Raw genomic sequence first — 23,565 nt, 5'->3', positions numbered from 1 at the left:
TAAAACAAAAAAAGGCCCGCAATGCGGGCCTTTTTTATTACTTTTTAATCTTAGCTAGAAGACTTAACTGTTACGAACTCTGGGTATGCATCGATACCACAATCAGCAATGTCCATACCGTTCATTTCTTCTTCTTCAGAAACTCGGATACCCATTACAGCTTTTAGGATGCTCCATACGATGAAGCTTGCTACGAATACCCATGCAAAGATAGTTAATGCACCGATGATTTGGCCAGAGAAGCTTGAACCATCGTTAGTTAGTGGAACAATCAATAGACCGAATAGACCAACTACACCGTGAACTGAGATAGCACCTACTGGGTCATCAATCTTAATCTTATCGAAGAATACGATAGACGCTACAACCAATACGCCAGCTACAGCACCAAACAGAGTGGCTTGAAGCGCAGTAGGAGTAGAAGGTTCTGCAGTAATCGCTACTAGACCAGCTAATGCGCCGTTTAATAACATTGTTAGGTCTGCTTTACCCCAAGTAAGCTTACATACTAGTAGTGCAGCGATTGCACCAGCCGCAGCTGCAGCGTTAGTGTTTAAGAATACCATTGCTACAGAGTGAGCGTTTGAAGCATCAGCAAGTTTCAATACAGAACCGCCGTTAAAGCCAAACCAACCCATCCATAAGATAAAAGTACCTACAGTAGCTAGCGGCATGTTTGAACCAGGAATTGGGTTAACAGAACCGTTTTTACCGTATTTACCTTTACGAGCACCTAGTAGTAGTACACCGGCTAATGCTGCTGCAGCACCTGCTAAGTGAACAATACCTGAACCAGCGAAGTCAGAGAAACCAAGGTCGCCTAGGTTGTATAGACCGAATACGTCTGCACCGCCCCATGTCCAGCTACCTTCTAGAGGGTAGATGAAACCAGTTAGCACTACAGCGAAGATTAGGAATGCCCAAAGCTTCATACGCTCAGCAACTGCACCCGAAACAATAGACATTGCAGTTGCAACGAATACTACTTGGAAGAAGAAGTCAGAAGCACCTGAGTATACGCTACCGCCTTCAAAGCCTTCTTCAGCTTTAGAAGCTAATACGCCACCTAGGTCAAAGGCTTCGATGCCTGATAAGAAGATACCGCCGTCGTACATGATTGAGTAACCACAAATCAAGTACATGATACAAGCGATAGAGTAAAGAGCGATGTTCTTAGTTAGAATTTCTGTGGTGTTTTTAGCGCGAACTAAACCAGCTTCTAGCATAGAGAAACCAGCAGCCATCCACATTACTAATGCGCCACACACCAAAAAGTAGAAGGTGTCGATGGCATATTGCAGTTGATAAATTTCGTTTTCCATAATTACTTCCCCGTAATCCCTGTTATAAGCTTGCTAAGGTTGCCCTTAGATAGCCTCTGCATCCATTTCGCCAGTACGAATACGTACTACGTTGCTTAAGTCGTATACAAAAATCTTACCGTCACCGATTTTGCCGGTGTAAGCAGCACTAGAAATCGCTTCAATAATGCGGTCTACATTTTCTGAGCTAGTAGCAATCTCTAGTTTTACCTTAGGCAGAAAGTCAACTTGGTACTCGGCACCACGATATAATTCGGTGTGACCTTTTTGACGACCAAAACCTTTAACTTCAGATACGGTTAAACCATCTACGCCAACTTCGGCGATGGCTTCACGCACGTCATCCAATTTGAATGGCTTGATTATCGCGCTAATTAGTTTCATTTGAGCTCCTCCAAAGAGTCATCGATTAACTTTTCTCGAATAACAAAATACAAGGCTTGTGCCAAAACAGAATTAGATATACAAAACAATAAGTTAAAAAACAAAACATAAAATAGAACAAATACAGCCGCACCATTATGGTGCTATATTTTTTAACAACGCTCCAACATGGTTCACATTTTGGTAGTGGTATTTCTATCAGCACTAATAGAGTGCAGCTAGCGAAGAATATGTAGCAACTTGGCAGTTAACCCGCATATAAGTTAGGGTTAAAGTAATGAATTGGCTGAATAAAAAGAGCTGAAGAAGGGTTTAGAACATTCTCGAACTAGATGCTAATTTTGCACCATGTTAATAAGTCTCGATAGATTTTAACAATTCTAGGAAATCGTCGTAACCGCAAGCACTATGCGCTGCATCTAAACTCATTGCATCTTGTAAGAGCGCTGGATTATCTGAAGCGTCGTCTTGAGAAACCTCGATGCTAACTTCATCTAGATTGGCCACAAAACGGAACTCATCACTGTCTATGCGTAGCTCTGCTAAGCCAGATAGATTTTTCAAGCGGGCGAGTAAGGAAGAAATAAACTGACGATCTTTATTCAATTCGCGCTCTAGCCACATCGAAAAACACCGATGTTCGTCACCGCAATCAATAAAAAATGCGCCGTCCAATGAACGGCGAATCGTCAGTTCCATAGTTTTAGTCTAGCTACTTAAACAAGCAGACTGTAAGTTTACGCTAGCTGCGCTGTTTAACATAGTAGGAACAAGATCATAAGCGGCATTTGGCTTTAGTTTAAAGCGCATTGCTACGGCTGTTTTGATTTGTTTTTCCAATACTTCAATGTTAACAGGCTTTACGATTAAGCCTTGCACGTCCATCAATACATTAAAACCAAGCAATTGCTTAGTGGCTTCAGATGCTAAAGATAGAATAGCAATATCAGAGCTAGCTAAAGTTTGGCCAGTTCGAATTGCCTTAATTAGCTTTAAGCCTTCGGCATTAGCTAACTCGGTGTCGATGATCACAGCTTGGAACTCGTTGCTCATTAGTCGCTCATGCAACAAACCAGCATTAGAGAACATTTCTAACTGTTTTAACTCGCCATCTGCCTTCAGGTTTTGAATTTTCTGGCAGGTCTCAGCATCACTTAGTAACAAGGCTTTAGCTTGATTTTGAACCAGCTCCGGTTTTACTCGGTTTGGCTGACCTACTGCTTCACATCTTGCTATGTAACCCTTTTTGGGAATGGTAGCGATAGTGAGTTCAGTATTGTTCAAAGTAGTGATTACTTTTCGTAACTGAGATATATGCTGGTTAATTGTATGGTCTGAGACACTACGCCCCCACACAGCATCAGACAAGTCGTCTCTCCCCACAACTTGATTGACATGTTTACACAAATATCCCAACAAATGGGTTCTTAATGGTCCCAAATAGGCACTTTTATCCTTAAACGTAATACTATTTTGGCTCATATCTACGGCCAACGGGCCAACTACTACAACATCATTAAAGGACATATTGTCTTCCAACTGCAAGCGAATGAGCTAGTAAATCTAGCGGGCTCCTTTATACCAGTAAATGCTAAAATTATCCATATTTTGCAGCACATAATAACGCAAATTATATTTATTTTATAATAAAATGTTCATAATTTTACTTATTTAGGCGTATATATAGTACCACCTCAGTGTGTTACTTGGCTATTGTGCAAAAAAAAAACGCAGCCAAAGCTGCGTTTTTTATACGGTGAGAAAACTCTACACGGCGGCTTGAATAATTACTTCATCAGCCACTTTAGTGTAATCAGTGATTTCATCGAAGTTGAGGTAACGATAAGTATCAGCTGCAGTAGCGTCAATTTGCTTCGCATACTCAAGGTACTCCTCTGGAGTAGGTAACTTACCTAAAATGGCCGATACAGCAGCTAACTCGGCAGAAGCTAAGTAAACATTAGCGCCGGTACCTAAACGGTTAGGGAAGTTACGCGTAGAGGTAGAGACTACCGTTGAGTTATCGGCCACGCGTGCTTGGTTACCCATACACAAAGAACAACCAGGGATCTCGGTACGTGCACCAACACGACCGTAAATACCGTAGTAACCTTCTTCGGTAAGCTGCTTTTGGTCCATACGCGTTGGAGGAGCAACCCACATACGTGTTGGCAATGAGCCAGTATGCTTGTCGAGCAATTTACCAGCTGCACGGAAGTGACCAATGTTAGTCATACATGAACCTAAGAACACTTCATCAATGCTCTGGCCTGCTACTTCAGATAGTAAACGTGCATCATCTGGATCATTTGGCGCACACAATACTGGCTCGTTAATATCAGCCAAATCAATCTCAATGATTTCTTTGTATTCAGCGTCTTTGTCCGCTTCCATCAATTCAGGGTTAGCGATCCACTCTTGCATAGCAGTAATACGGCGCTCGATAGTACGACGGTCGCCGTAGCCTTCAGCAATCATCCACTTAAGCATCACAATGTTTGAGTTTAAGTACTCAATGATTGGGGCTTTACCTAACTTAATAGTACAACCAGCAGCACTACGCTCAGCAGATGCATCCGACAATTCAAAAGCTTGCTCAACTTTTAGCTCTTCTAAGCCTTCAATTTCTAAGATACGACCAGAGAAGATGTTTTTCTTACCTTTCTTCTCAACCGTTAATAGACCGCGTTGAATCGCAGCATAAGGAATTGCATGCACCAAATCGCGTAAGGTAATACCCGGCTTCATTTCGCCTTTAAAGCGAACCAAGATTGATTCCGGCATATCTAAAGGCATAACACCTGTAGCAGCAGCAAATGCCACCAAACCAGAACCTGCAGGGAATGAAATACCAATTGGGAAACGAGTATGCGAGTCACCACCAGTACCAACTGTATCTGGTAACAACATACGGTTTAGCCAAGAGTGGATAACACCGTCACCAGGGCGTAGAGATACACCACCACGGTTCATGATGAAATCAGGAAGCGTGTGGTGAGTATTCACATCTACTGGTTTAGGGTAAGCAGCGGTATGACAGAATGACTGCATGGTTAGGTCTGCAGAGAAACCCAAACAGGCTAAATCTTTCAGCTCGTCACGGGTCATTGGGCCAGTAGTATCTTGCGAGCCCACTGTCGTCATCTTCGGCTCACAGTATTGGCCAGGTCGAATACCGTCTACACCACAAGCTTTACCTACCATTTTCTGAGCAAGCGTAAAGCCTTTAGTTGAAGCAGCTACATCTTGAGGGCGCTTGAATACTTCAGAAGGCTCTAGGCCTAAAGATGTACGAGCGCGGTCAGTTAAGCCACGGCCAATAATTAGAGGGATACGGCCACCAGCGCGAACTTCATCAAGTAATACGTCGGTTTTTAGCTCAAAGGTTGAGATAACTTCGTCAGTACCTGATTTTTTCACTTCACCAGCAAACGGGTAAATGTCGATAACATCGCCCATGCCAAGTTTTTCTACGTCTAACTCAATAGGCAATGCGCCAGCATCTTCCATGGTATTAAAGAAGATTGGTGCAATTTTTCCACCTAAACAGAAGCCTCCGCCACGCTTGTTTGGTACATGAGGAATATCATCACCCATCAACCACAACACAGAGTTAGTAGCAGATTTACGCGAAGAACCGGTACCTACAACGTCACCTACATAAACTAGTGGATGGCCTTTTTCTTTCAAGGCTTCAACTTGCTTCATTGGGCCAATTGAACCCGCTTGATCAGGTTCGATACCTTCTCTGGCATTTTTAAGCATAGCTAATGCGTGCAGTGGGATATCTGGTCGAGACCAAGCATCAGGAGCAGGCGATAAGTCATCGGTGTTAGTTTCACCGGTCACTTTGAAAACAGTAAGTGTTGATTTTTCAGCAAGCTCAGGGCGGCTTAAGAACCACTCTGCATCGGCCCAGCTTTGCATCACTTGTTGTGCAAAGTTGTTGCCCGCTTTGGCTTTTTCTTCCACGTCGTGGAAAGCATCAAACATCAATAAAGTATGTGATAAGGCTTTAGCTGCGATAGGTGCAAGCTCAGCATTATCAAGTAATGAGATGAGAGGTTCAATATTGTAACCACCTTGCATTGTACCCAGAAGTTCAGTGGCATACGCGGCAGAAACAATAGGAGAGCTTACTTCTCCAGCTGCTACAGCAGCAAGAAAACCGGCTTTAACATAAGCGGCTTCATCTACACCTGGGGGAATTCGGTTTGCTAACAAATCGAGTAGAAACTCTTCTTCACCGGCTGGCGGAGCTTTTAATAACTCTACTAATCCTGCGGTTTGTTCAGCATCGAGGGGTTTAGGTACAATACCTTCAACAGCACGCTCTTCGACGTGTTTGCGGTAGCTTTCTAGCACGGCTCGCTCCTTATTGTAATAATGCCCGTAGGGGATATCCATATATATGGGCCAGAGCTTTGCTGGCCTCATGGGGCTGAGATTATAGCCGTTTTAACTATAAATTAAAATATCGACGTTTCAGCCAAGCTAACAAAAAAACAGTTAAATCATTTTATAACAACAACTTACAACCTTTATTATACTTTAGCCACAAGCGGAAAAGTTACAATTTATTCACATTTATCACTTATTTAGAAGTCATTGCCGATAAATAAATATAAAGTTTGCTCCGATTCGTTGTGCCCATAGGCAAGTACCACCGGCCCTAATACACTGGTGTCTAGAGCAGCAAAAATACTACCGGCCCACAGCGCACTGCTATAAGAAATTTCATCAGAGCTATTCCATACTCCGCCGTTTTCTAAAGACCCCCCGACGAAAACAGGCGCTTGTAATACGGGAGATTGAAAATAGTGCAGCTGATAAAAGTACATGAGGCCCGTTAGCGCCTTATAACGACCCGATAACTGTTCATACTTAAAGCCCGAAAGACGTAAAAAGCCACCTAAGTCTTGAGCATCGGTCGGTACAACAAAGTCACTACCGGTGCTACCATATTCACCAAACCAATTTAAATTATGCTTATCCCAACCAAATGGCACTTTCCAGCGAGCCTCAAAACTGGGCGCTAATACACTAGAAAACCCTTGTACATCTTCATGATAAAGAGTTAAACCAACATCCAACATTTTACCTTGAGTAGGAAAAGCCCAGCTGTTTAGGGTGTCGTAGTCAAATTTAAAGTAAGGACCATACAACCAATAGCTGGCATCGCCGCTAAATCCTTTTAATTCGATATCACCGTGCCTAGCCGCTAAGCCTAGCCCCCATTCTTGCCAGGGTTTATAGTTCCAGGCTAGTTGAGTGCGAAAAGTGGCATCACTAAAATCGGCTTCTAGGTATTCAATGTCTTCACCTAAACCATATAAACGACGGCTACGTTTATCGTACTCTGCCGATATTAACCAAGCATATTTAAGATTATCGGTAAATGGTGTGTAGTATTCGGCAAATAGACGCTTTATCGAACCGATTTCAAACTCATTACGCCACTCTGCGCCATACTCGTTTAGGTTAGTTAAGGTAAACCCAAGCCCCAAGTTCGCTTCGGTGCGATCCGAAAAGTTTTCCTGCAAACCAAGCTTCATATCAAAGTAGCCAGGCCCCCAGCGCTTTTCTTGAGTGTCCACGTGAATCACATTAGCGCCCTGTTCACTGCTAATTCGATAGTCGACTCTCTCAAAGGTTCCTAAGGCATACAACTGGCTAATTTTTTCCTCAAGTTGAGCTTTGGAAAGCAACTCACCTTGATTGAGTTGTAAACGAGATAGAATAACCTCATCGCTCAAACCTGAGTTGTTATTGAGTTCAATTTTACTCACCACAAATTGTTCATGTAATTTAAGTGTGGCTCTGCGATCTTTAACCTTTTGTTGATAGGCTAAATATACCTTTTCTTGATCATCACTATGAATACGCTTAGCTAACTGTGCTATCGGCTCTGCTGCCGCTTGCTTACCACGTTCAATCGCTAAAGGCATTAATGCAAAGTCAGCGGTATCGATGCCAGTTACATCGGGTGATATGAGTAAGTCATCAGCCCCTAGCAAGGCAATTTGTCGCTCGGTACCAGATCGAGTAAGAAAGATAGAAAGCTGGTCTACCACGTCAACCGCGGTATTAAGCTCGTCTTGAGTTTTTAGCCGCGCACCAATATCTACCGCGATAATGATGTCTGCGCCCATTTCTTTTAATACATCCACGGGCATGTTGTTAACCACGCCTCCGTCAGAAAGCTGTTTGCCATCAAGCTCTACTGGGCGTAACGCACCGGGCACCGACATACTCGCTTGCATAGCAACGGCTAAGTCACCACGCTTGAGGATATAAGGGGTCATAGCAGCCATATCGGTGGCGACTGCGCGATAAGGAATGGCCAACTCATCAAAACTTTCTAGCGCTTCTAAGTTACTGGTGGCATAACGCAAAATCTCGGCCATAGTTTGGCCTTGCACAGCGCCTTTAGGTATTTGAACGCCGTCTTTATTAATCCCAATTGGCAAGGCTATTTGGTAGTCATCTTTTTGCTTTTTACTTCGCAGCGATAATTCACTGCGAGTGACATCGTCAACAAAGCCACTCTCCCAATAAATAGAAAAGGTTAAATCTTCAATCTCTTGCGCGCTATACCCCATCGCTAACATGGCGCCAAAATAGGCGCCCATGCTGGTTCCAGCTACATAATCGACTGGAATTTGGTTTTCTTCGAGTAATTGAATAACCCCCAAATGCGCCGCGCCTTTTGCCCCCCCGCCACTGAGCGCCAAGCCTATTTTGGGGCGAGCAATAACAGAAGAAGAAAAAAGTATTAGCAATATAAGCCACAAGGCTTTACGCAATAGCCGCATGCAGAGTCATTCCTTTGAAATCTAAACAATAAAGGCAGCCTAGGCTGCCTTTATAACTGTAGTTTTTTAGACTAATTCAGTCTATTTTTTCTTTTTCTTGGCTTTCGCATTTGGAAGGTCGGTAATGCTTCCTTCAAAAATCTCTGCAGCCAAGCCAACCGATTCATGCAAGGTTGGGTGAGCGTGAATGGTTAACGCGATGTCTTCAGCATCACAACCCATCTCAATCGCTAAGCCAATTTCACCTAACAATTCACCGCCGTTGGTACCTACTACCGCACCACCAATTACACGACCAGACTCTTTATCAAAGATCATCTTAGTCATGCCATCAGGACAGTCTGACGCAATTGCACGGCCCGAAGCAGCCCAAGGGAATACTGAGGCTTCGTAGTTAATGCCTTGTGCTTTAGCTTCTTTCTCGGTTAGACCTACCCATGCCATCTCTGGCTCGGTGTAAGCAATCGAAGGGATCACTTTAGGATCGAAGAAGTGTTTCTTACCAGAGATAACCTCTGCCGCTACGTGGCCTTCATGCACCCCTTTGTGTGCCAACATAGGTTGCCCTACGATGTCGCCAATAGCGTGGATGTGAGGAACGTTAGTACGAAGCTGCTTATCAACTTCAATAAAGCCGCGCTCAGTCACTTCGATACCAGCTTTCTCAGCATCTAAGCCTAAGCCATTTGGTACACGACCTACCGCAACCAATACTGCGTCGTAACGTACTGGCTCATGTGGTGCTTGCTTACCTTCGTAGGTTACGTATAAGCCGTCTGTTTTCGACTCAACGGCTACCACTTTGGTTTCAAGCATGATGTTGAATTTGTCTTTCACTTTTTTGGTATAAGCGCGAACAACGTCTTTATCAGCTGCTGGTACAAGTTGGTCAGCAAATTCTACAACGTCAATCTCACTGCCTAGTGCGCCGTATACGGTGCCCATTTCTAGGCCAATGATACCGCCACCTAATACCAACAACTTACCAGGAACTTCTTTAAGCTCCAATGCGTCAGTTGAATCCCATACACGTGGGTCATTGTGTGGAATAAACGGTAATTTAACTGGGCGAGAACCCGCTGCAATAATTGCGTTGTCAAAGTTAATAGTTGTGGCTTCGCCATCGTCACCAGTTACCTCTAGTGAGTTAGCACCGGTAAACTTACCTAAGCCTTGTACTACTTTAACCTTACGCATTTTAGCCATACCATCGAGGCCACCAGTCAACTGACCGATTACTTTCTCTTTCCAGGTACGGATTTTATTAATGTCGGTTTGAGGCTCACCAAACACAATGCCGTGCTCAGCCAGTGATTTTGCTTCTTCAATCACTTTAGCTACGTGCAACAAAGCTTTTGATGGGATACACCCCACATTCAAACATACTCCGCCGAGGGTGGCGTAGCGTTCTACAATTACTGTTTCCAAACCTAAATCGGCAGCACGGAAGGCAGCAGAATAACCTGCAGGGCCTGCACCCAGTACTACCACCTGGGTCTTGATTTCCTTACTCATTGATGACCTCTTGGTATTGTTATGTTGTAAAGCTGCTGTAGGGTAAAAGTGTCAACCATGCAGCTAAACTGAGTTTACGGTTAATCGGTATAAAAAAGAAGAGCCGGGTGATAAACACCCAGCTCTTATTACTAAAGTACTAGTCGGCGAATGTCGCCTAACAAGCCACTTAATGTTGAGATAAATCTCGCGCCGTCGGCCCCATCAATCACTCGGTGATCGTAAGACAGTGCCAATGGCAACATTAGCTTCGGTACAAAATCTTTGCCGTTCCACTTTGGTTTCATCTCACTGCGCGAAACACCCAAAATGGCTACCTCTGGCGCATTTACGATAGGTGTAAACTGAGTACCACCAATACCGCCAAGGCTAGAAATAGTGAAACAACCACCCTGCATGTCTGAGGCAGTAAGTTTACCAGCACGTGCTTTCTTAGAAATTTCTACCAACTCTTCGGAAAGCTGATAAATGCCTTTCTTATTCACATCACGCACTACCGGTACAACCAAGCCATTTGGCGTATCTACAGCGATACCGATATGGATGTACTTCTTCATGATGAGGCTATTGCCATCGTCAGACAATGCCGAGTTAAACTTAGGCATGCTTTCTAAGGTTTTAGCTGCGGCTTTTAGCATGAATACTAGCGGCGTGATCTTAAAGCCTAACTGTTGCTTCTCAGCAATCACGTTTTGTTCTTTACGGAAAGCTTCCATTTCTGAAATGTCAGCTTCGTCAAACTGAGTAACGTGAGGGATTTTCACCCAGTTACGGTGCAATGCTGGACCAGAGATTTTCTGAATACGTGATAGTGGCACTTCTTCCACTTCACCAAACTTAGAGTAATCAATGCTTGGCCATGCTGCTACGTCCATTCCTGAGCCACCGGCGCTAGCACCAGACTCTAGAACTTTAACCGCTTGCTTAACGTAAGCTTGAACGTCTTCTTTTACGATACGCCCTTTACGGCCCGAACCTTTAACCTTGGCTAAATCAACACCAAACTCACGCGCTAAACGGCGAATTACAGGAGAGGCGTGTACATAGGCACTATTCTCTACAAATTCACCCGATTTAGCTGGAGCACTAGCAGGCTTACTGGCGGGTGCAGGTGCTGCAGCTGGTTTTGGTGCTTCAGCCGGAGCGCTTGGTGCGCTGGCAGCAGGTGCTGCAGAAGTTACTTCAAACACCATGATCAGCGAGCCAGTCTTAACTTTATCGCCAACAGCTACTTTAAGCTCTTTCACTACACCAGCGAAAGGTGCAGGAACTTCCATTGCCGCTTTATCACCTTCAACAGAGATAAGCGTTTGCTCTAGCTCTACGCTATCGCCAACAGAAACTGCAACTTCAGTCACTTCAACTTCATCATCGCCAATATCAGGAATGTTAACTTCTTGAAGCTGCGAAGATGCAGGAGCAGCTACTGGAGCCTCTGCCACAGGCGCCGCAGGTGCAGAGCCAGCAACGTCAAATTCCATAATTAGCGTACCAGTAGACACTTTATCGCCTACTGCAATGCTAATGGCTTTAACCGTGCCAGCAAATGGCGCTGGTACTTCCATTGCCGCTTTGTCGCCTTCAACCGAAATAAGCGTTTGCTCTGCTTCAATTACGTCGCCAACACTTACTGCTACTTCGGTCACTTCAACTTCATCATCACCAATATCTGGCACATGTACGAGTTCAACTGAACTTGCTGCAGGAGAAGCGGCTTCTGCCGGAGCTGCCGCTGGTTGCTCGGCTGCGCCTTCAGCTTCAAAGATCATAATCAATGCGTTGGTGGCTACGCTGTCGCCTACCGCTACTTTAATTTCTTTTACAACGCCAGCTTGAGAAGCCGGAACTTCCATTGCCGCTTTGTCGCCTTCTACCGAAATTAACGATTGCTCTAATTCTACGCTATCGCCAACTTCAACAAGGATCTCGGTCACTTCTACTTCATCAGCGCCAATATCTGGTACAAAAATTTCAATACTCATAGCTATTCGCCCTTACGCGTAGAGAGGGTTAGTTTTGTTAGTGTCGATGTCGTATTTTGCAATCGCTTCGCTCACAACTTTCTTGTCTAAAGTGCCAGCTTTAGCTAGCTCTGTAAGTGCAGCTACTACGATGTAGTCAGCATTTACTTCAAAGTGACGACGTAAGTTCTCACGGCTATCACTACGGCCAAAGCCATCGGTACCCAATACTTTGTAGCTACCTGGTACATAAGCGCGAACTTGCTCTGCGTATTGCTTCATGTAATCGGTCGCAGCAATAGTTGGTGCGTCAGTTAGCGCCTCAGTGATGTAGGCCACTTGCGCTTCGCTTTCTGGGTTTAACATGTTGGCACGCTCAACGGCTTGACCTTCACGGGTTAGTTCGTTGAAAGACGTTACGCTAAATACGTCAGATGCAATGTCGTACTCTTCGCTCAATACTTTGGCAGCTTTCAATACTTGCTGCATGATGGTGCCCGAACCTAGTAACTGAACTTGGCCTTTAGCACCTTTGTTTTCTTCAAACTTGTAAATACCCTTACGAATACCTTCTTCTGCGCCTGCTGGCATAGCTGGTTGATGGTAGTTTTCGTTCATTAAGGTTAAGTAGTAGTAAACATTCTCTTGGTCACCGTACATGCGGCGTAAACCATCTTGCAGAATTACCGCAACTTCAAAAGCAAAGCTTGGATCGTAAGAAATACAGTTAGGGATGGTGTTAGCCAAAATTAGGCTGTGGCCATCTTCGTGCTGCAAACCTTCGCCGTTTAGCGTGGTACGACCTGCTGTAGCACCTAATAGGAAACCACGCGCTTGTTGGTCACCCGCCATCCAACACATATCACCCACACGTTGGAAACCAAACATAGAGTAGTAGATGTAGAATGGAATCATTGGCACGTCGTTGGTACTGTACGAAGTAGCAGCCGCTACCCACGAACTCATAGCACCTAATTCGTTAATACCTTCTTGCAATACCTGACCGCTAGTATCTTCTTTGTAGTAAGACACTTGCTCTCTATCTTGCGGAGTGTAAGTTTGGCCACTTGGGTTGTAGATACCAATTTGGCGAAACAAACCTTCCATACCAAAAGTACGTGCTTCATCGGCAATAATTGGCACTACGTTTTTACCAATGCCTTTGTTTTTAAGCATTACATTTAGGGCACGAACATAAGCCATAGTGGTTGAAATATCGCGTTTTTGCTCGCCTAGTAGCGCGTCAAATTCGCTTAGTTCTGGAATCGCTAACTCTTGAGTGAAGTTAGGTAAACGCGATGGCGTGTAACCGGCTAGCTCTTTACGGCGAGCATGCAAGTAGTCGTGCTCTGGTGTACCCGGCTTAAGCTCGATGTACGGCAAGCTAGGTAAGGCTTCATCACTAACATCAACACCCAAACGGTCACGGAACTGCTCAACATGAGTCATGTCCATTTTCTTAACCTGGTGAGCAATGTTTTTACCTTGAGCCGCTTCACCCATGCCATAACCTTTAACGGTTTTAGCAAGAATTACTGTTGGAGCGCCAGAGGTTTTGCGTGCTTTATCAAAGGCTGCGTAAAGCTTAACTGGATCGTGACCACCGCGACGTAGAGCAAAAATTTCGTCATCAGACATATCTTTTACTAAGTCAGCAGTTTCACTGTACTTACCAAAGAAGTGTTCACGCACGTACGCGCCGTACTTAGATTTAAAGGTTTGGTAATCGCCATCAACCGTTTCGTTCATCAGTTGTAACAACTTACCTGAGCTATCTTTGCTTAGTAGGCTATCCCACTCACTGCCCCAAACCACTTTAATCACATTCCAGCCAGCGCCTTTAAATAGGCCCTCTAGTTCTTGAATGATTTTACCGTTGCCCATAACCGGGCCGTCTAGGCGCTGCAAGTTACAGTTGATAAGGAAACATAAGTTATCTAATTTCTCACGCGCTGCGAAAGAAATTGCGCCACGTGATTCCGGCTCGTCCATTTCGCCGTCACCAAGGAAGGCGTATACACGTTGGCCAGAACAATCTTTTAAGCCACGACCGGTTAGGTACTTAAGGAAGCGAGCTTGATAAATGGCAGAAATTGGACCAAGACCCATAGATACTGTTGGGAACTGCCAGAACTCGGGCATTAATTTAGGGTGCGGATAAGAGCTTAAGCCTTTACCGTCTACCTCTTGGCGGAAACTGTCTAGTTGCTCTGCGGTTAAACGACCTTCAACAAAGGCACGCGCATAAATACCAGGAGAGATATGACCTTGGTAATAAACTAAATCGCCACCATCTTTTTCATTACGCGCTTTAAAGAAGTGGTTAAAACACACTTCGTAAAATGCTGCAGAAGACTGGTAAGAAGCCATGTGGCCACCTAAGTCGAGGTCCTTTTTAGAGGCACGCAATACAATCATAATCGCATTCCAGCGAATAATTGAACGAATACGACGCTCTATTGCACTGTCACCCGGGTATTCAGGTTGTTCTGCCACCGAAATGGTGTTGATGTAATCACTAGTGATTGACCCACCTGGGCCAGCGAGTCCATCAATGCCCGCGTTAGCGATGACCTGCTCCAACAAGAACTGGGCACGTTCAACGCCTTCTTCACGGATCACAGATTCAATGGCGTCTATCCACTCACGAGTTTCTAGTGAGTCAACATCATGCTTCAGTACCTCTGACATGGCTGTTTCCTTATCAGTTATTAATAGTTTCCAAACCACTGCAACGCAGCTTTTGGGTTACACTTTCAATTGTTTTAAACGGCGATTAGAACGCTCAACTCGGCTTTCTTCTCGTTCGATTTGTAACAGCGTCTCTTCAATAAACGCTAAATGCTTGTGTGAGGCTTCTCTGGCGTCATCAGGCTTACCATCGAGAATGGCTTGTAACATAAGTGACCGATGATGGCGAATCTTGTCTGCCACATTAGGACGCGTATACAACACCTGAAAATTGTCCATGATGTTTTTTTCTAACAATGGACTCAAACCTCTAATTAAATGAAACAATACTAAGTTGTGTGACGCCTCAGTAATGGCTTCATAAAAACGTAAAACGGCTTTTGCTTCACTAATGGTATCGCCGTCTTGTTGTGCAAGTTCAATCCGTTCATGACTGGCTTGCACTTTTTCTAAATCAGCCTCGGTGCCGCGCAGTGCCGCGTAATAAGCCGAGATGCCTTCTACCGCATGACGAAACTCCAACAAGTCTAGTTGGCTTTCATCATGATTGGACAATAAATTAAACAGCGGATCGGTTAGCGCTTCACGCAGCTTTTGTTGCACATAAGTGCCGCCGCCTTGGCGTCTTACAACTAGGCCTTTTGCTTCAAGTTGCTGAATCGCTTCGCGCAATGATGGGCGTGATACATCGAATTGCTTAGCCAACTCGCGCTCAGCAGGTAAACGTTCACCCGGCGGTAAACTTCCTTCTAAGATCATTCGCTCTAATTGCTTTGCAATAACATCAGCGAGTTTAGGTGGCTTAATTCGTTGGTAGCTCATTAATTTCCGTTGCACTTAATATTGGTAATACCAATTTACACGCAGCAAATTAACAAATCAGAAACACGCTGTCCAGAAAAATTGACCCACATCAATTTAGCCAGCACTTATCACAAAATAAGTAAAGACTTTTGTACGACAAATATAATTGGTCAGACCTTTTTTTGTGCACAAGATCGGGCAAATGTAACAAGGAGGAAGGAATTTACAAGATTATGTAAAAATAGATGGAAACTGGAACCCGCTGAGCAGCGGCTTAAATAAGCCAGCCTGCAATGGTTAAAATAGCAATAATCACAATAGCCAGCATAATGCCGCGCTTAGCTAAACTTACAAATCGACAAGTGGTTGCTACACATAACATTTCATGTTCACTTTCTTGCTCTGAAAGCTCTGCCGCTACTGCAACCTTCGCTAACCAGTAACCATTGCTGTGCTTGGTATCGCGCAAAGCGTGTAACCAAATAGGTAGTGCTTCGCTGGTATTGCCAACCGCCAAATAACACAAACTGGCTAAACGAGAGGGTAGCCAATCAAGGTAATGCATAAAGTTGTTAACCGTAGGCTCCAAAGCCTGCACTTCAGTACTTTTATGCAAGTGCAAGCCCCGACTGCAACCATAGAAAATTGCGCCAGCAGGGCCAGCCAATACATAAAAGAAAATCACCGCAAAATAGTAACGATAATTCAGCCACATTAATTGGGTACCAGTGGTAAGGGCAATTGACTCCTGCTCACTCACCTGATGCAAAGGGTGAATTTGTTTCAGCAGCTGCTGATTGAAGTCACTACAGGCCTGTTCGTCGCCACTAGCAGCAGCACGCAGATAATCTCGATAGCCTTGCTGAATTGGAGGACAGCCTAGTGTGAGTAACGGGATAAAGATCCATAGTGCCAGATTTGCTAAACCAAATAGCAAGCCACTGATGCTTACTTGTAGCCACGCAATCAATAGAGTGGGTAACACCACTGCCATAGCAATCTGCCAAATCGCTGAAGCGCGATCAAAGCGCTGTAACCACCAATGAAAAACATGTTGCCACCACCAGCTAGCACCAATGCGACGAGCGCGTTCTAAACTCAATGCAAGCAGTAAGGAGATAAGAGACATGTTACTGATTTTGCTCCATAAACATCAGGCGACCTTTAAATAATAAGCTAATTACCCAAGCAAACCAAGTGACTTTAAAGTGCTTCTAAATAAGCAGACCAATCAAAATAATCACCAGGGTCAGTTTTTCTGCCGGGCGCTATATCGCTATGCGCGACAATGCGCTGTTTAGTGAGTTTAGGATATTGGCGCAGCAATAATTGACTAACCTTAATTAAACTTTGGTATTGCTGCTTGGTATATTCACTATCGTCGGTGCCTTCCAACTCGATGCCAATGGAATAATCATTACACCCTTCTCGACCTTCAAAGCTAGATACCCCCGCATGCCACGCTCTTTTATCAAAGTCGACATACTGAGTCACTTCGCCACTGCGGTTTATCATTAAATGAGCTGAAACTTCTAAACCTTGCAAGTCTTTAAAGCTTGGTTCGGCGTTACAATCAAGCTTTCCACAAAATAATTCATCTATATGCGGCAAGCCAAAACAGCCTTCTGGCAGGCTAATACAGTGGATGACCAGCAAACTAATTTCATCGTTAGGCCGCTGATTATGGAACTCACTTTCTAGGCACTTAACGCCAGTCAATCGATGTTGTTTTATCTGCAAGAGCTACTCCATACAAGCATATTGTTTAGCTTTCCAACCAAGCCAATAACTATTGTCTAGCATAAACAGCTTATTTGACCATGCAAGTGCTAAACTTCTGCGCTAAAATGCGCACACTTAAGTGACAGCCTTTAAATACTGTCTCCTCCTGCTAACCATCAGAGATACGATGCATGAACGCCGAACAACTACGGGCCAATGTAAGCGCCGCTTTAATTGAAGATTTAGGACAACTAGACCCGCAACTAGACATTACCGCTGCACTTATTCCAGAAGAACAAATTAGCAAAGCAAAAATCATCAGCCGTGAAAGTGCCACCTTCGCAGGAAAAGCCTTTGCAGATGAGGTATTTAGGCAGCTAGGCGAGCAAGTGGAGATTGAGTGGCTGGTAGCAGACGGCGACAAAGTAGTTGAAGATCAAGCCTTATGTTACTTAACGGGTCCTGCGCGTATTTTACTTACCGGCGAGCGCTCGGCGCTAAACTTTATTCAAACCCTATCGGGTATTGCTACCCAAGTAGCCGAATACATGGATTTACTGAAAGGGACCAATTGTAAATTATTGGATACCCGTAAAACCCTACCCGGCTTACGTTACGCCTCTAAATATGCGGTAACTTGTGGCGCTGGCACTAATCACCGCTTTGGCCTGCACGACGCATTCTTAATTAAGGAAAACCATATTATGGCCTGTGGCGGCATTAAAGCTGCCATCGATAAAGCCCGCCAGCTTTCGCCAGGTAAAAAGGTGGAAGTAGAAGTAGAAAACCTAGAAGAGCTAGAACAAGCCTTGGCTGCGAACTGCGATGTAGTGATGTTAGACAACTTCTCGGTAGAGTTAATGAAACAAGCTGTAGCACTTAACCAAGGCAGAGCAAAATTAGAAGCCTCCGGCAATATGACCTTAAGTACTATTCGCCAATATGCAGAAACCGGCGTAGACTTCATTTCGGTGGGCGCTTTGACCAAACATGTCAAGGCCTTAGACCTAAGTATGCGATTTGTCGCATAGAAAATGTTAATGCTAACATAAAGCTGTACAAAATTTTGTACAGTGCGTTTTTTATAAGTGCTGCTAAGATCACGATTTTATTGCCTTTTTACAATAATCACTATACTTATATGTCACGTGTGCTTTAATGAGAATCACATTTATAGCACCGTGGTATCAGGGATGTTACTGAATTAAAAGTTGTTTCAATGCAGCTCTGATAAAAACAACGGTAAATAAATAACTTCAAAAACTTGTGTAAAGGAAAGACGCAATGAAAACCATCCAAAACCTACAAACCAAAGCTGCTAACAAGCAAGCTGGTTTCACCCTAATCGAATTAATGATCGTAGTAGCGATTGTAGCTATCTTGGCTGCAGTAGCACTGCCTGCTTATCAAACATATACTGATCGTGCTAAATTCTCAGAAGTTATAGCAGCAGCCAGCCCGTCTAAGACAGCCTTTGAAGTCTGCTGGCAGGGAGACCCTGCTGCAGCAAACTTAGCCAATTGCGTAGCTGCAGCAGATCGCGCAGGTGATAATGCCGCAGGCGGTGATTATGTGACATCTGTTGCCGCAACCATTGTTGGTACCACCGGGGTTACAATCACAGCTACAGCTGATGATATATCTGATGGTGCTGCAACCGCAGCTGATGCTACCTTCATTTTGGTTGGTACTGTTGACCCAACAACAGACCCTAAAGCTCAAGTTACATGGACCCGCAATACTGGCTCATGTGTTGCCGCTGGACTTTGTTAAGCATTAATGACTAACAGCATCAAAGAATTAAACGGCCTAGCTTCTAGCTTGGCCGTTTCTTTTCCAGAAAAACAAGAGCAATTAGTTGAACTATACAAGCGCAGCGTTAAGGAACAACGTTCTTTTACAACAGTGCTAGTAGAAAATGAGCTTATTTCTAGTAGAGAACTAGCCGACTTTTGCGAGGCGCAATTTGGAATCCCACTACTCGATTTAGATGCGATTGAACTTAGCGAAATCCCGCAAAGCTTCCTCAATGAAAAGCTGATATTTAAACATCACGTATTACCAGTATATAGCCAAAACCAAACTCTTTATGTAGCCATGGCCGACCCAAGTAATGTTACGGCACTCGAAGATTTTGGTTTTAGTTTTGGACTGCACGTTGAAGCTTTATTGGTTGAAGAAACCAAGTTACTCAAGGCTATTCAATCCCTTGTTGATGATACGGCCAATCTCGATTTGGGCGATATATCCGATGATGACATCAGCGATTTAGAAGTTAGTGAAGAGAACTCGCGTTTAGATGAAAAGCAAAACGCTAAAGAAGATGATGCACCAATTGTTGTTTACATCAACAAAATATTGATGGACTCAATACGCCGTGGTGCTTCCGATTTGCATTTCGAACCTTACGAGCACAAATACCGGATCCGTTTTCGAATAGACGGTATCCTGCACGAAATCGCCAGTCCACCGATTAACTTAGCTAACCGCTTTTCGGCTCGCCTAAAAGTAATGGCGCGAATGGATATCGCCGAGAGGCGTTTACCTCAAGATGGCCGGATTAAGCTAAAAACTGGTCGCAACAAAGCCATTGATATGCGGGTTAACTCTCTACCTACCATGTGGGGAGAGAAAATTGTAATTCGTATTCTCGACTCATCGGCTGCAAATCTAAATATTGATATTCTTGGTTATGACGACAAACAGAAGAAGCTCTACTTAGATGCTCTTGCTCGTCCACAAGGGATGATTCTGGTTACCGGGCCTACTGGCTCCGGTAAAACAGTATCTTTGTATACTGGCTTAAATATTCTAAATACCGTAGAAACTAATATTTCTACCGCAGAAGACCCTGTAGAAATTAATTTACCCGGGGTTAACCAAGTACAAATCAATAACAAGGCGGGCATGACCTTCGCCAGCGCTTTGCGCGCCTTCCTTCGTCAAGACCCCGACATTGTAATGGTAGGTGAGATTCGAGATTTAGAAACTGCTGAAATCTCGATTAAAGCGGCGCAAACCGGTCACTTAGTATTATCTACCTTACACACTAACTCTGCGGCGGAAACTTTAACCCGTTTGCTCAATATGGGCGTGCCCGCCTTTAATATTGCATCTTCAGTAAGTTTGATTATTGCCCAGCGACTGGCTCGACGTTTATGCGAGAAATGTAAAAAACCTAAGATATTAGAAGCTGAGTTACTACCTAAAATTGGTTTTAGCCAAGAGCAACTAAATGCCGGAGTCAAGCTATTTGATCCTGTGGGTTGTGACGAATGCACTGGTGGTTTCAAAGGCCGAGTAGGTATTTACGAAGTAATGCCTATGAGTACCGCCATATCAAAAATTATTATGGCTGAAGGTAATTCAATAGAAATCGCTGAACAAGCTGTGGCAGAAGGCATGTACTCCCTTCGTATGTCAGCGTTAGAAAAAGCCCGCCTAGGCGTAACTAGCCTTTCAGAGGTGGAGCGAGTCACAAATGTATAAGTGTTTTCTTCTCTGTCACTAAAGATCTGATAAGTTTAAGTAATTACTTTATTGCCGCTATGAGCGTATTTTCTTAGCAAGGATGTTATGGCTACCGCAAGTACTACCAGCAAACGAAAAATTGAAGTTAAAAAAATCAATGCTTACACTTGGAGTGGAGTTAACCGCAAAGGCGCTAAAGTTAGCGGCGAATATCAAGCGGAAACCATTAGCCAAGTTAAAGCAGAACTAAAACGCCAGGGCATTACTGTTACCAAAATTAAAAAGAAAACCGAAAGTTTTCTTAGCAAGATGGGTAATAAGATTAGCCCCATGGATATCGCCGTGGTATCGCGGCAAATAGCTACCATGCTGCAAGCAGGCGTGCCTTTGGTTCAAAGCTTCAACATCATATCCAAAAGTGTAGAAAAGCCAGCAATGCGTGAGTTGATCGCAGAAATTGCCGCGGAAGTTGAATCTGGTACAGCCCTTTCGGAAACTCTGCGCAAACATCCCTTATATTTTGACCAGCTCTACTGCGATTTAATTGAAGCGGGTGAGCAAAGTGGTGCTTTAGAAACCATTTATGATCGCGTAGCAATTTATAAAGAGAAAGCCGAAGCACTTAAATCAAAAATTAAGAAGGCGATGTTTTACCCCGTTTCAGTGATCATTGTCGCGATTATTGTTACCACTATTCTACTGCTATTTGTTATTCCCCAGTTTGAAGAGATTTTTGCCGGCTTTGGAGCGGAATTACCTGCCTTCACCCAGTTTGTGATTGGCATCTCCCGCTTCTTACAGGATTATTGGCCCTATATTTTTGGTGGCATATTCGCGCTTGGTTATGGCTATGTGCAAGCCTTTCGGCGCTCCCAAGCAGTAAAAGACGCTACCGACCGGTTTATACTTCGAATTCCTGTGATCAACCCTATTTTGCATAAAGCAGCAATGGCACGTTTTGCTCGCACCTTATCAACCACCTTTGCAGCCGGTATTCCGTTAATTGATGCACTGCGCTCTGCCTCTGGTGCATCAGGTAACGTAGTCTATCGAAATGCCGTAGACGCGATAAGAATTGAGGTTACTGGCGGTATGCAAATGAACGTCGCCATGCGCACTGTGGATTTATTTCCCGACATGGTGACGCAAATGGTGATGATTGGTGAGGAGTCTGGTTCACTTGATAGCATGTTAGATAAGGTGGCCAACATTTATGAGCAGCAAGTTGATGATGCTGTAGACGGCCTAACCAGCTTAATTGAGCCACTAATTATGGCTGTGCTCGGTGTCCTAGTTGGTGGTATGGTGATCGCCATGTACTTACCTATCTTTAAACTCGGATCAGTTGTTAGCTAAACATGCTTAGTTTTATTGAACTCTACCCAGCCACTGCGCTGGGTTTCTGCCTTTTAATCGCCCTATGCATAGGCTCCTTTCTCAATGTAGTGATTCATCGCTTGCCCATCATGTTAGAGCGACAATGGAAAAATGAATGCCGCAGTTTCTTGTCTGAAGAATTGAAGTCAGAGCAACCCTCAGAGCAAGAAGTATATAACCTGATGCTGCCGCGCTCAGCATGTCCCAAGTGCAAAAACTTGATTACAGCCTGGCAAAATATTCCTGTAATTAGCTGGCTAGCCCTTCGTGGCAAATGCGCTAATTGCAGCAACCCTATTAGTATTCGCTACCCTTTAGTTGAGCTAGCATCTGCTGGCTTAACCTTGGCTTGTTGGTGGCAATTTGGCCTCACTTTACCTTTTGTATTTGCAAGCTTGTTTTGCATTATATTGTTGTGTCTAACACTTATCGATTTAGACACTATGTATTTACCAGATCAGCTTACTTTACCCACCTTGTGGCTAGGCTTTCTGATAAATTTAGATTCAGGTTTCGTTAGCCTACATGACGCCGTATTGGGTGCAGCTATTGGTTATAGCTTTTTGTGGAGCCTGTTTTGGCTATTTAAGTTATTAACCGGAAAAGAAGGCATGGGCTATGGTGACTTCAAACTGCTAGCAATGATAGGCGCTTGGTTTGGCTGGCAAGCCCTGCCATTAACAATTTTGCTTTCATCTTTTGCAGGTGCGCTTATAGGCATTAGCCTGATAGTATTTGGAAAAAACCAACAAGGGCAAGCCATTCCTTTTGGACCGTACCTAGCTTTAGGTGGTGCTTGCTACTTGTTTTTTGGTGAAGCCATTCATGCTTGGTATTTCTCATACCTAGGTTTTGCATCGTGATAATCGGCTTAACAGGCGGTATTGCTAGTGGTAAAAGCCAAGTATCAAAACTATTCGAAGAGTTTGGCATTAAGGTTGTAGACGCTGACATTGTTGCTCGTCAAGTGGTAGAACCGAGTCAACCAGCCCTAGGCAAAATATCGCAGCACTTCGGTCAATCAATTTTGCTTGCTGACGGCTCATTAAACCGCAGTAAACTGCGTGAGATTGTCTTTGCACAGCAACACCAGAAAGAATGGCTAAATGAGCTATTACATCCCTTAATTCGACAAGAAATGCTCCAGCAACTTGAACAAGCGACAGGCGCATACAAGATACTGGTTGCGCCGCTATTGTTAGAGAACAAGCTGAATCAGCTAGTCGATCGCGTTTTAGTTGTAGATACTCCGGTAGATATTCAGCTCAGCCGAACTATGGCACGTGATGGCGTCGAGTTACATCAAGCGCAACAAATTGTTGACGCACAAATGAGTCGAGAGCTAAAACTACAAGCTGCAGACGATGTTATCGAGAATAACGGTGACCTAACTAACCTCAAACGAAAGGTGGCTGATTTACACCAATTCTACCTGGAAATAGCCAAAAGCCATGACAGTTGATTGTTCAATGGTTACACTAGTTTCGTTACTTCCTAAAAAGC

The 23,565-nt window shown here is 44.1% G+C and carries 18 protein-coding genes; 6 read left to right on the top strand and 12 right to left on the bottom strand.

Annotated elements, in window-relative coordinates:
• Nucleotides 1-50: 50 nt before the first annotated feature.
• From LQZ07_RS05240 to ampD, 12 genes are all read right to left on the bottom strand, one after another.
• On the bottom strand, nucleotides 51-1,322 hold the full coding sequence (locus LQZ07_RS05240; RefSeq protein ID WP_016400813.1) for an ammonium transporter: 1,272 nt from the start codon (nucleotides 1,320-1,322) through the stop codon (nucleotides 51-53).
• A gap of 45 nt (nucleotides 1,323-1,367) precedes the next feature.
• Nucleotides 1,368-1,706 (bottom strand): P-II family nitrogen regulator, encoded by a 339-nt coding sequence (locus LQZ07_RS05235; protein ID WP_016400812.1) that lies wholly within the window; start codon nucleotides 1,704-1,706, stop codon nucleotides 1,368-1,370.
• Between the two features lie 351 nt (nucleotides 1,707-2,057).
• Nucleotides 2,058-2,405: a YacL family protein gene (locus LQZ07_RS05230; protein WP_152780560.1), complete on the bottom strand. Its 348-nt coding sequence runs from the start codon at nucleotides 2,403-2,405 to the stop codon at nucleotides 2,058-2,060.
• 9 nt (nucleotides 2,406-2,414) lie between these two features.
• Nucleotides 2,415-3,233 carry a winged helix-turn-helix domain-containing protein gene (locus LQZ07_RS05225; protein ID WP_152780562.1) on the bottom strand — a complete coding sequence of 273 codons (819 nt, stop codon included), beginning with the start codon at nucleotides 3,231-3,233 and terminating at the stop codon, nucleotides 2,415-2,417.
• A 240-nt stretch (nucleotides 3,234-3,473) separates the two neighbouring features.
• Entirely contained in the window at nucleotides 3,474-6,071 is a 2,598-nt protein-coding gene (acnB, locus tag LQZ07_RS05220) for a bifunctional aconitate hydratase 2/2-methylisocitrate dehydratase (RefSeq protein WP_249483550.1), read from the bottom strand.
• 233 nt (nucleotides 6,072-6,304) lie between these two features.
• Nucleotides 6,305-8,521, bottom strand: coding sequence for a patatin-like phospholipase family protein (locus tag LQZ07_RS05215; RefSeq protein WP_152780566.1), 2,217 nt, complete (start codon nucleotides 8,519-8,521; stop codon nucleotides 6,305-6,307).
• 81 nt (nucleotides 8,522-8,602) lie between these two features.
• On the bottom strand, nucleotides 8,603-10,036 hold the full coding sequence (gene lpdA / locus LQZ07_RS05210; protein WP_152780568.1) for a dihydrolipoyl dehydrogenase: 1,434 nt from the start codon (nucleotides 10,034-10,036) through the stop codon (nucleotides 8,603-8,605).
• Between the two features lie 131 nt (nucleotides 10,037-10,167).
• Nucleotides 10,168-12,018, bottom strand: a complete 1,851-nt coding sequence (gene aceF, locus LQZ07_RS05205) for a pyruvate dehydrogenase complex dihydrolipoyllysine-residue acetyltransferase (protein ID WP_152780570.1) — start codon at nucleotides 12,016-12,018, stop codon at nucleotides 10,168-10,170.
• 12 nt (nucleotides 12,019-12,030) lie between these two features.
• Nucleotides 12,031-14,688 (bottom strand): pyruvate dehydrogenase (acetyl-transferring), homodimeric type, encoded by a 2,658-nt coding sequence (aceE, locus tag LQZ07_RS05200; RefSeq protein ID WP_016400805.1) that lies wholly within the window; start codon nucleotides 14,686-14,688, stop codon nucleotides 12,031-12,033.
• Nucleotides 14,689-14,745: 57 nt separating this feature from the next.
• Entirely contained in the window at nucleotides 14,746-15,510 is a 765-nt protein-coding gene (gene pdhR / locus LQZ07_RS05195) for a pyruvate dehydrogenase complex transcriptional repressor PdhR (protein WP_016400804.1), read from the bottom strand.
• Between the two features lie 256 nt (nucleotides 15,511-15,766).
• Nucleotides 15,767-16,621, bottom strand: coding sequence for a beta-lactamase regulator AmpE (ampE, locus tag LQZ07_RS05190; protein ID WP_152780573.1), 855 nt, complete (start codon nucleotides 16,619-16,621; stop codon nucleotides 15,767-15,769).
• A gap of 74 nt (nucleotides 16,622-16,695) precedes the next feature.
• Nucleotides 16,696-17,232: a 1,6-anhydro-N-acetylmuramyl-L-alanine amidase AmpD gene (gene ampD / locus LQZ07_RS05185; RefSeq protein WP_152780575.1), complete on the bottom strand. Its 537-nt coding sequence runs from the start codon at nucleotides 17,230-17,232 to the stop codon at nucleotides 16,696-16,698.
• 173 nt (nucleotides 17,233-17,405) lie between these two features.
• On the opposite strand from ampD, the gene nadC reads away from it, so the two are divergent.
• The 6 genes from nadC to coaE all read left to right on the top strand — a co-directional run bounded on the left by nadC (nucleotide 17,406) and on the right by coaE (nucleotide 23,524).
• Nucleotides 17,406-18,245 carry a carboxylating nicotinate-nucleotide diphosphorylase gene (gene nadC, locus LQZ07_RS05180; RefSeq protein WP_152780577.1) on the top strand — a complete coding sequence of 280 codons (840 nt, stop codon included), beginning with the start codon at nucleotides 17,406-17,408 and terminating at the stop codon, nucleotides 18,243-18,245.
• Nucleotides 18,246-18,498: 253 nt separating this feature from the next.
• Nucleotides 18,499-18,987, top strand: coding sequence for a prepilin-type N-terminal cleavage/methylation domain-containing protein (locus tag LQZ07_RS05175; protein ID WP_152780579.1), 489 nt, complete (start codon nucleotides 18,499-18,501; stop codon nucleotides 18,985-18,987).
• Nucleotides 18,988-18,993: 6 nt separating this feature from the next.
• The gene (gene pilB, locus LQZ07_RS05170) at nucleotides 18,994-20,703 is read left to right on the top strand and encodes a type IV-A pilus assembly ATPase PilB (RefSeq protein WP_152780580.1); all 1,710 of its coding nucleotides are present in this window, start codon (nucleotides 18,994-18,996) and stop codon (nucleotides 20,701-20,703) included.
• Nucleotides 20,704-20,790: 87 nt separating this feature from the next.
• Nucleotides 20,791-22,041 (top strand): type II secretion system F family protein, encoded by a 1,251-nt coding sequence (locus LQZ07_RS05165; RefSeq protein WP_152780582.1) that lies wholly within the window; start codon nucleotides 20,791-20,793, stop codon nucleotides 22,039-22,041.
• A gap of 2 nt (nucleotides 22,042-22,043) precedes the next feature.
• Complete coding sequence (locus tag LQZ07_RS05160) at nucleotides 22,044-22,925, top strand: A24 family peptidase (protein WP_152780584.1); 882 nt, start codon at nucleotides 22,044-22,046, stop codon at nucleotides 22,923-22,925.
• The gene (gene coaE / locus LQZ07_RS05155) at nucleotides 22,922-23,524 is read left to right on the top strand and encodes a dephospho-CoA kinase (protein WP_249483548.1); all 603 of its coding nucleotides are present in this window, start codon (nucleotides 22,922-22,924) and stop codon (nucleotides 23,522-23,524) included. Before LQZ07_RS05160 ends, coaE begins: the two co-directional genes overlap by 4 nt.
• Nucleotides 23,525-23,565 lie beyond the last annotated feature (41 nt).

It is taken from the genome of Agarivorans sp. B2Z047, assembly GCF_023373605.1.
Classification (GTDB): domain Bacteria; phylum Pseudomonadota; class Gammaproteobacteria; order Enterobacterales; family Celerinatantimonadaceae; genus Agarivorans; species Agarivorans albus.
The sequence above is the reverse complement of the archived record's forward strand: the minus strand, read 5'-3'. Positions and strand labels throughout refer to the sequence as shown.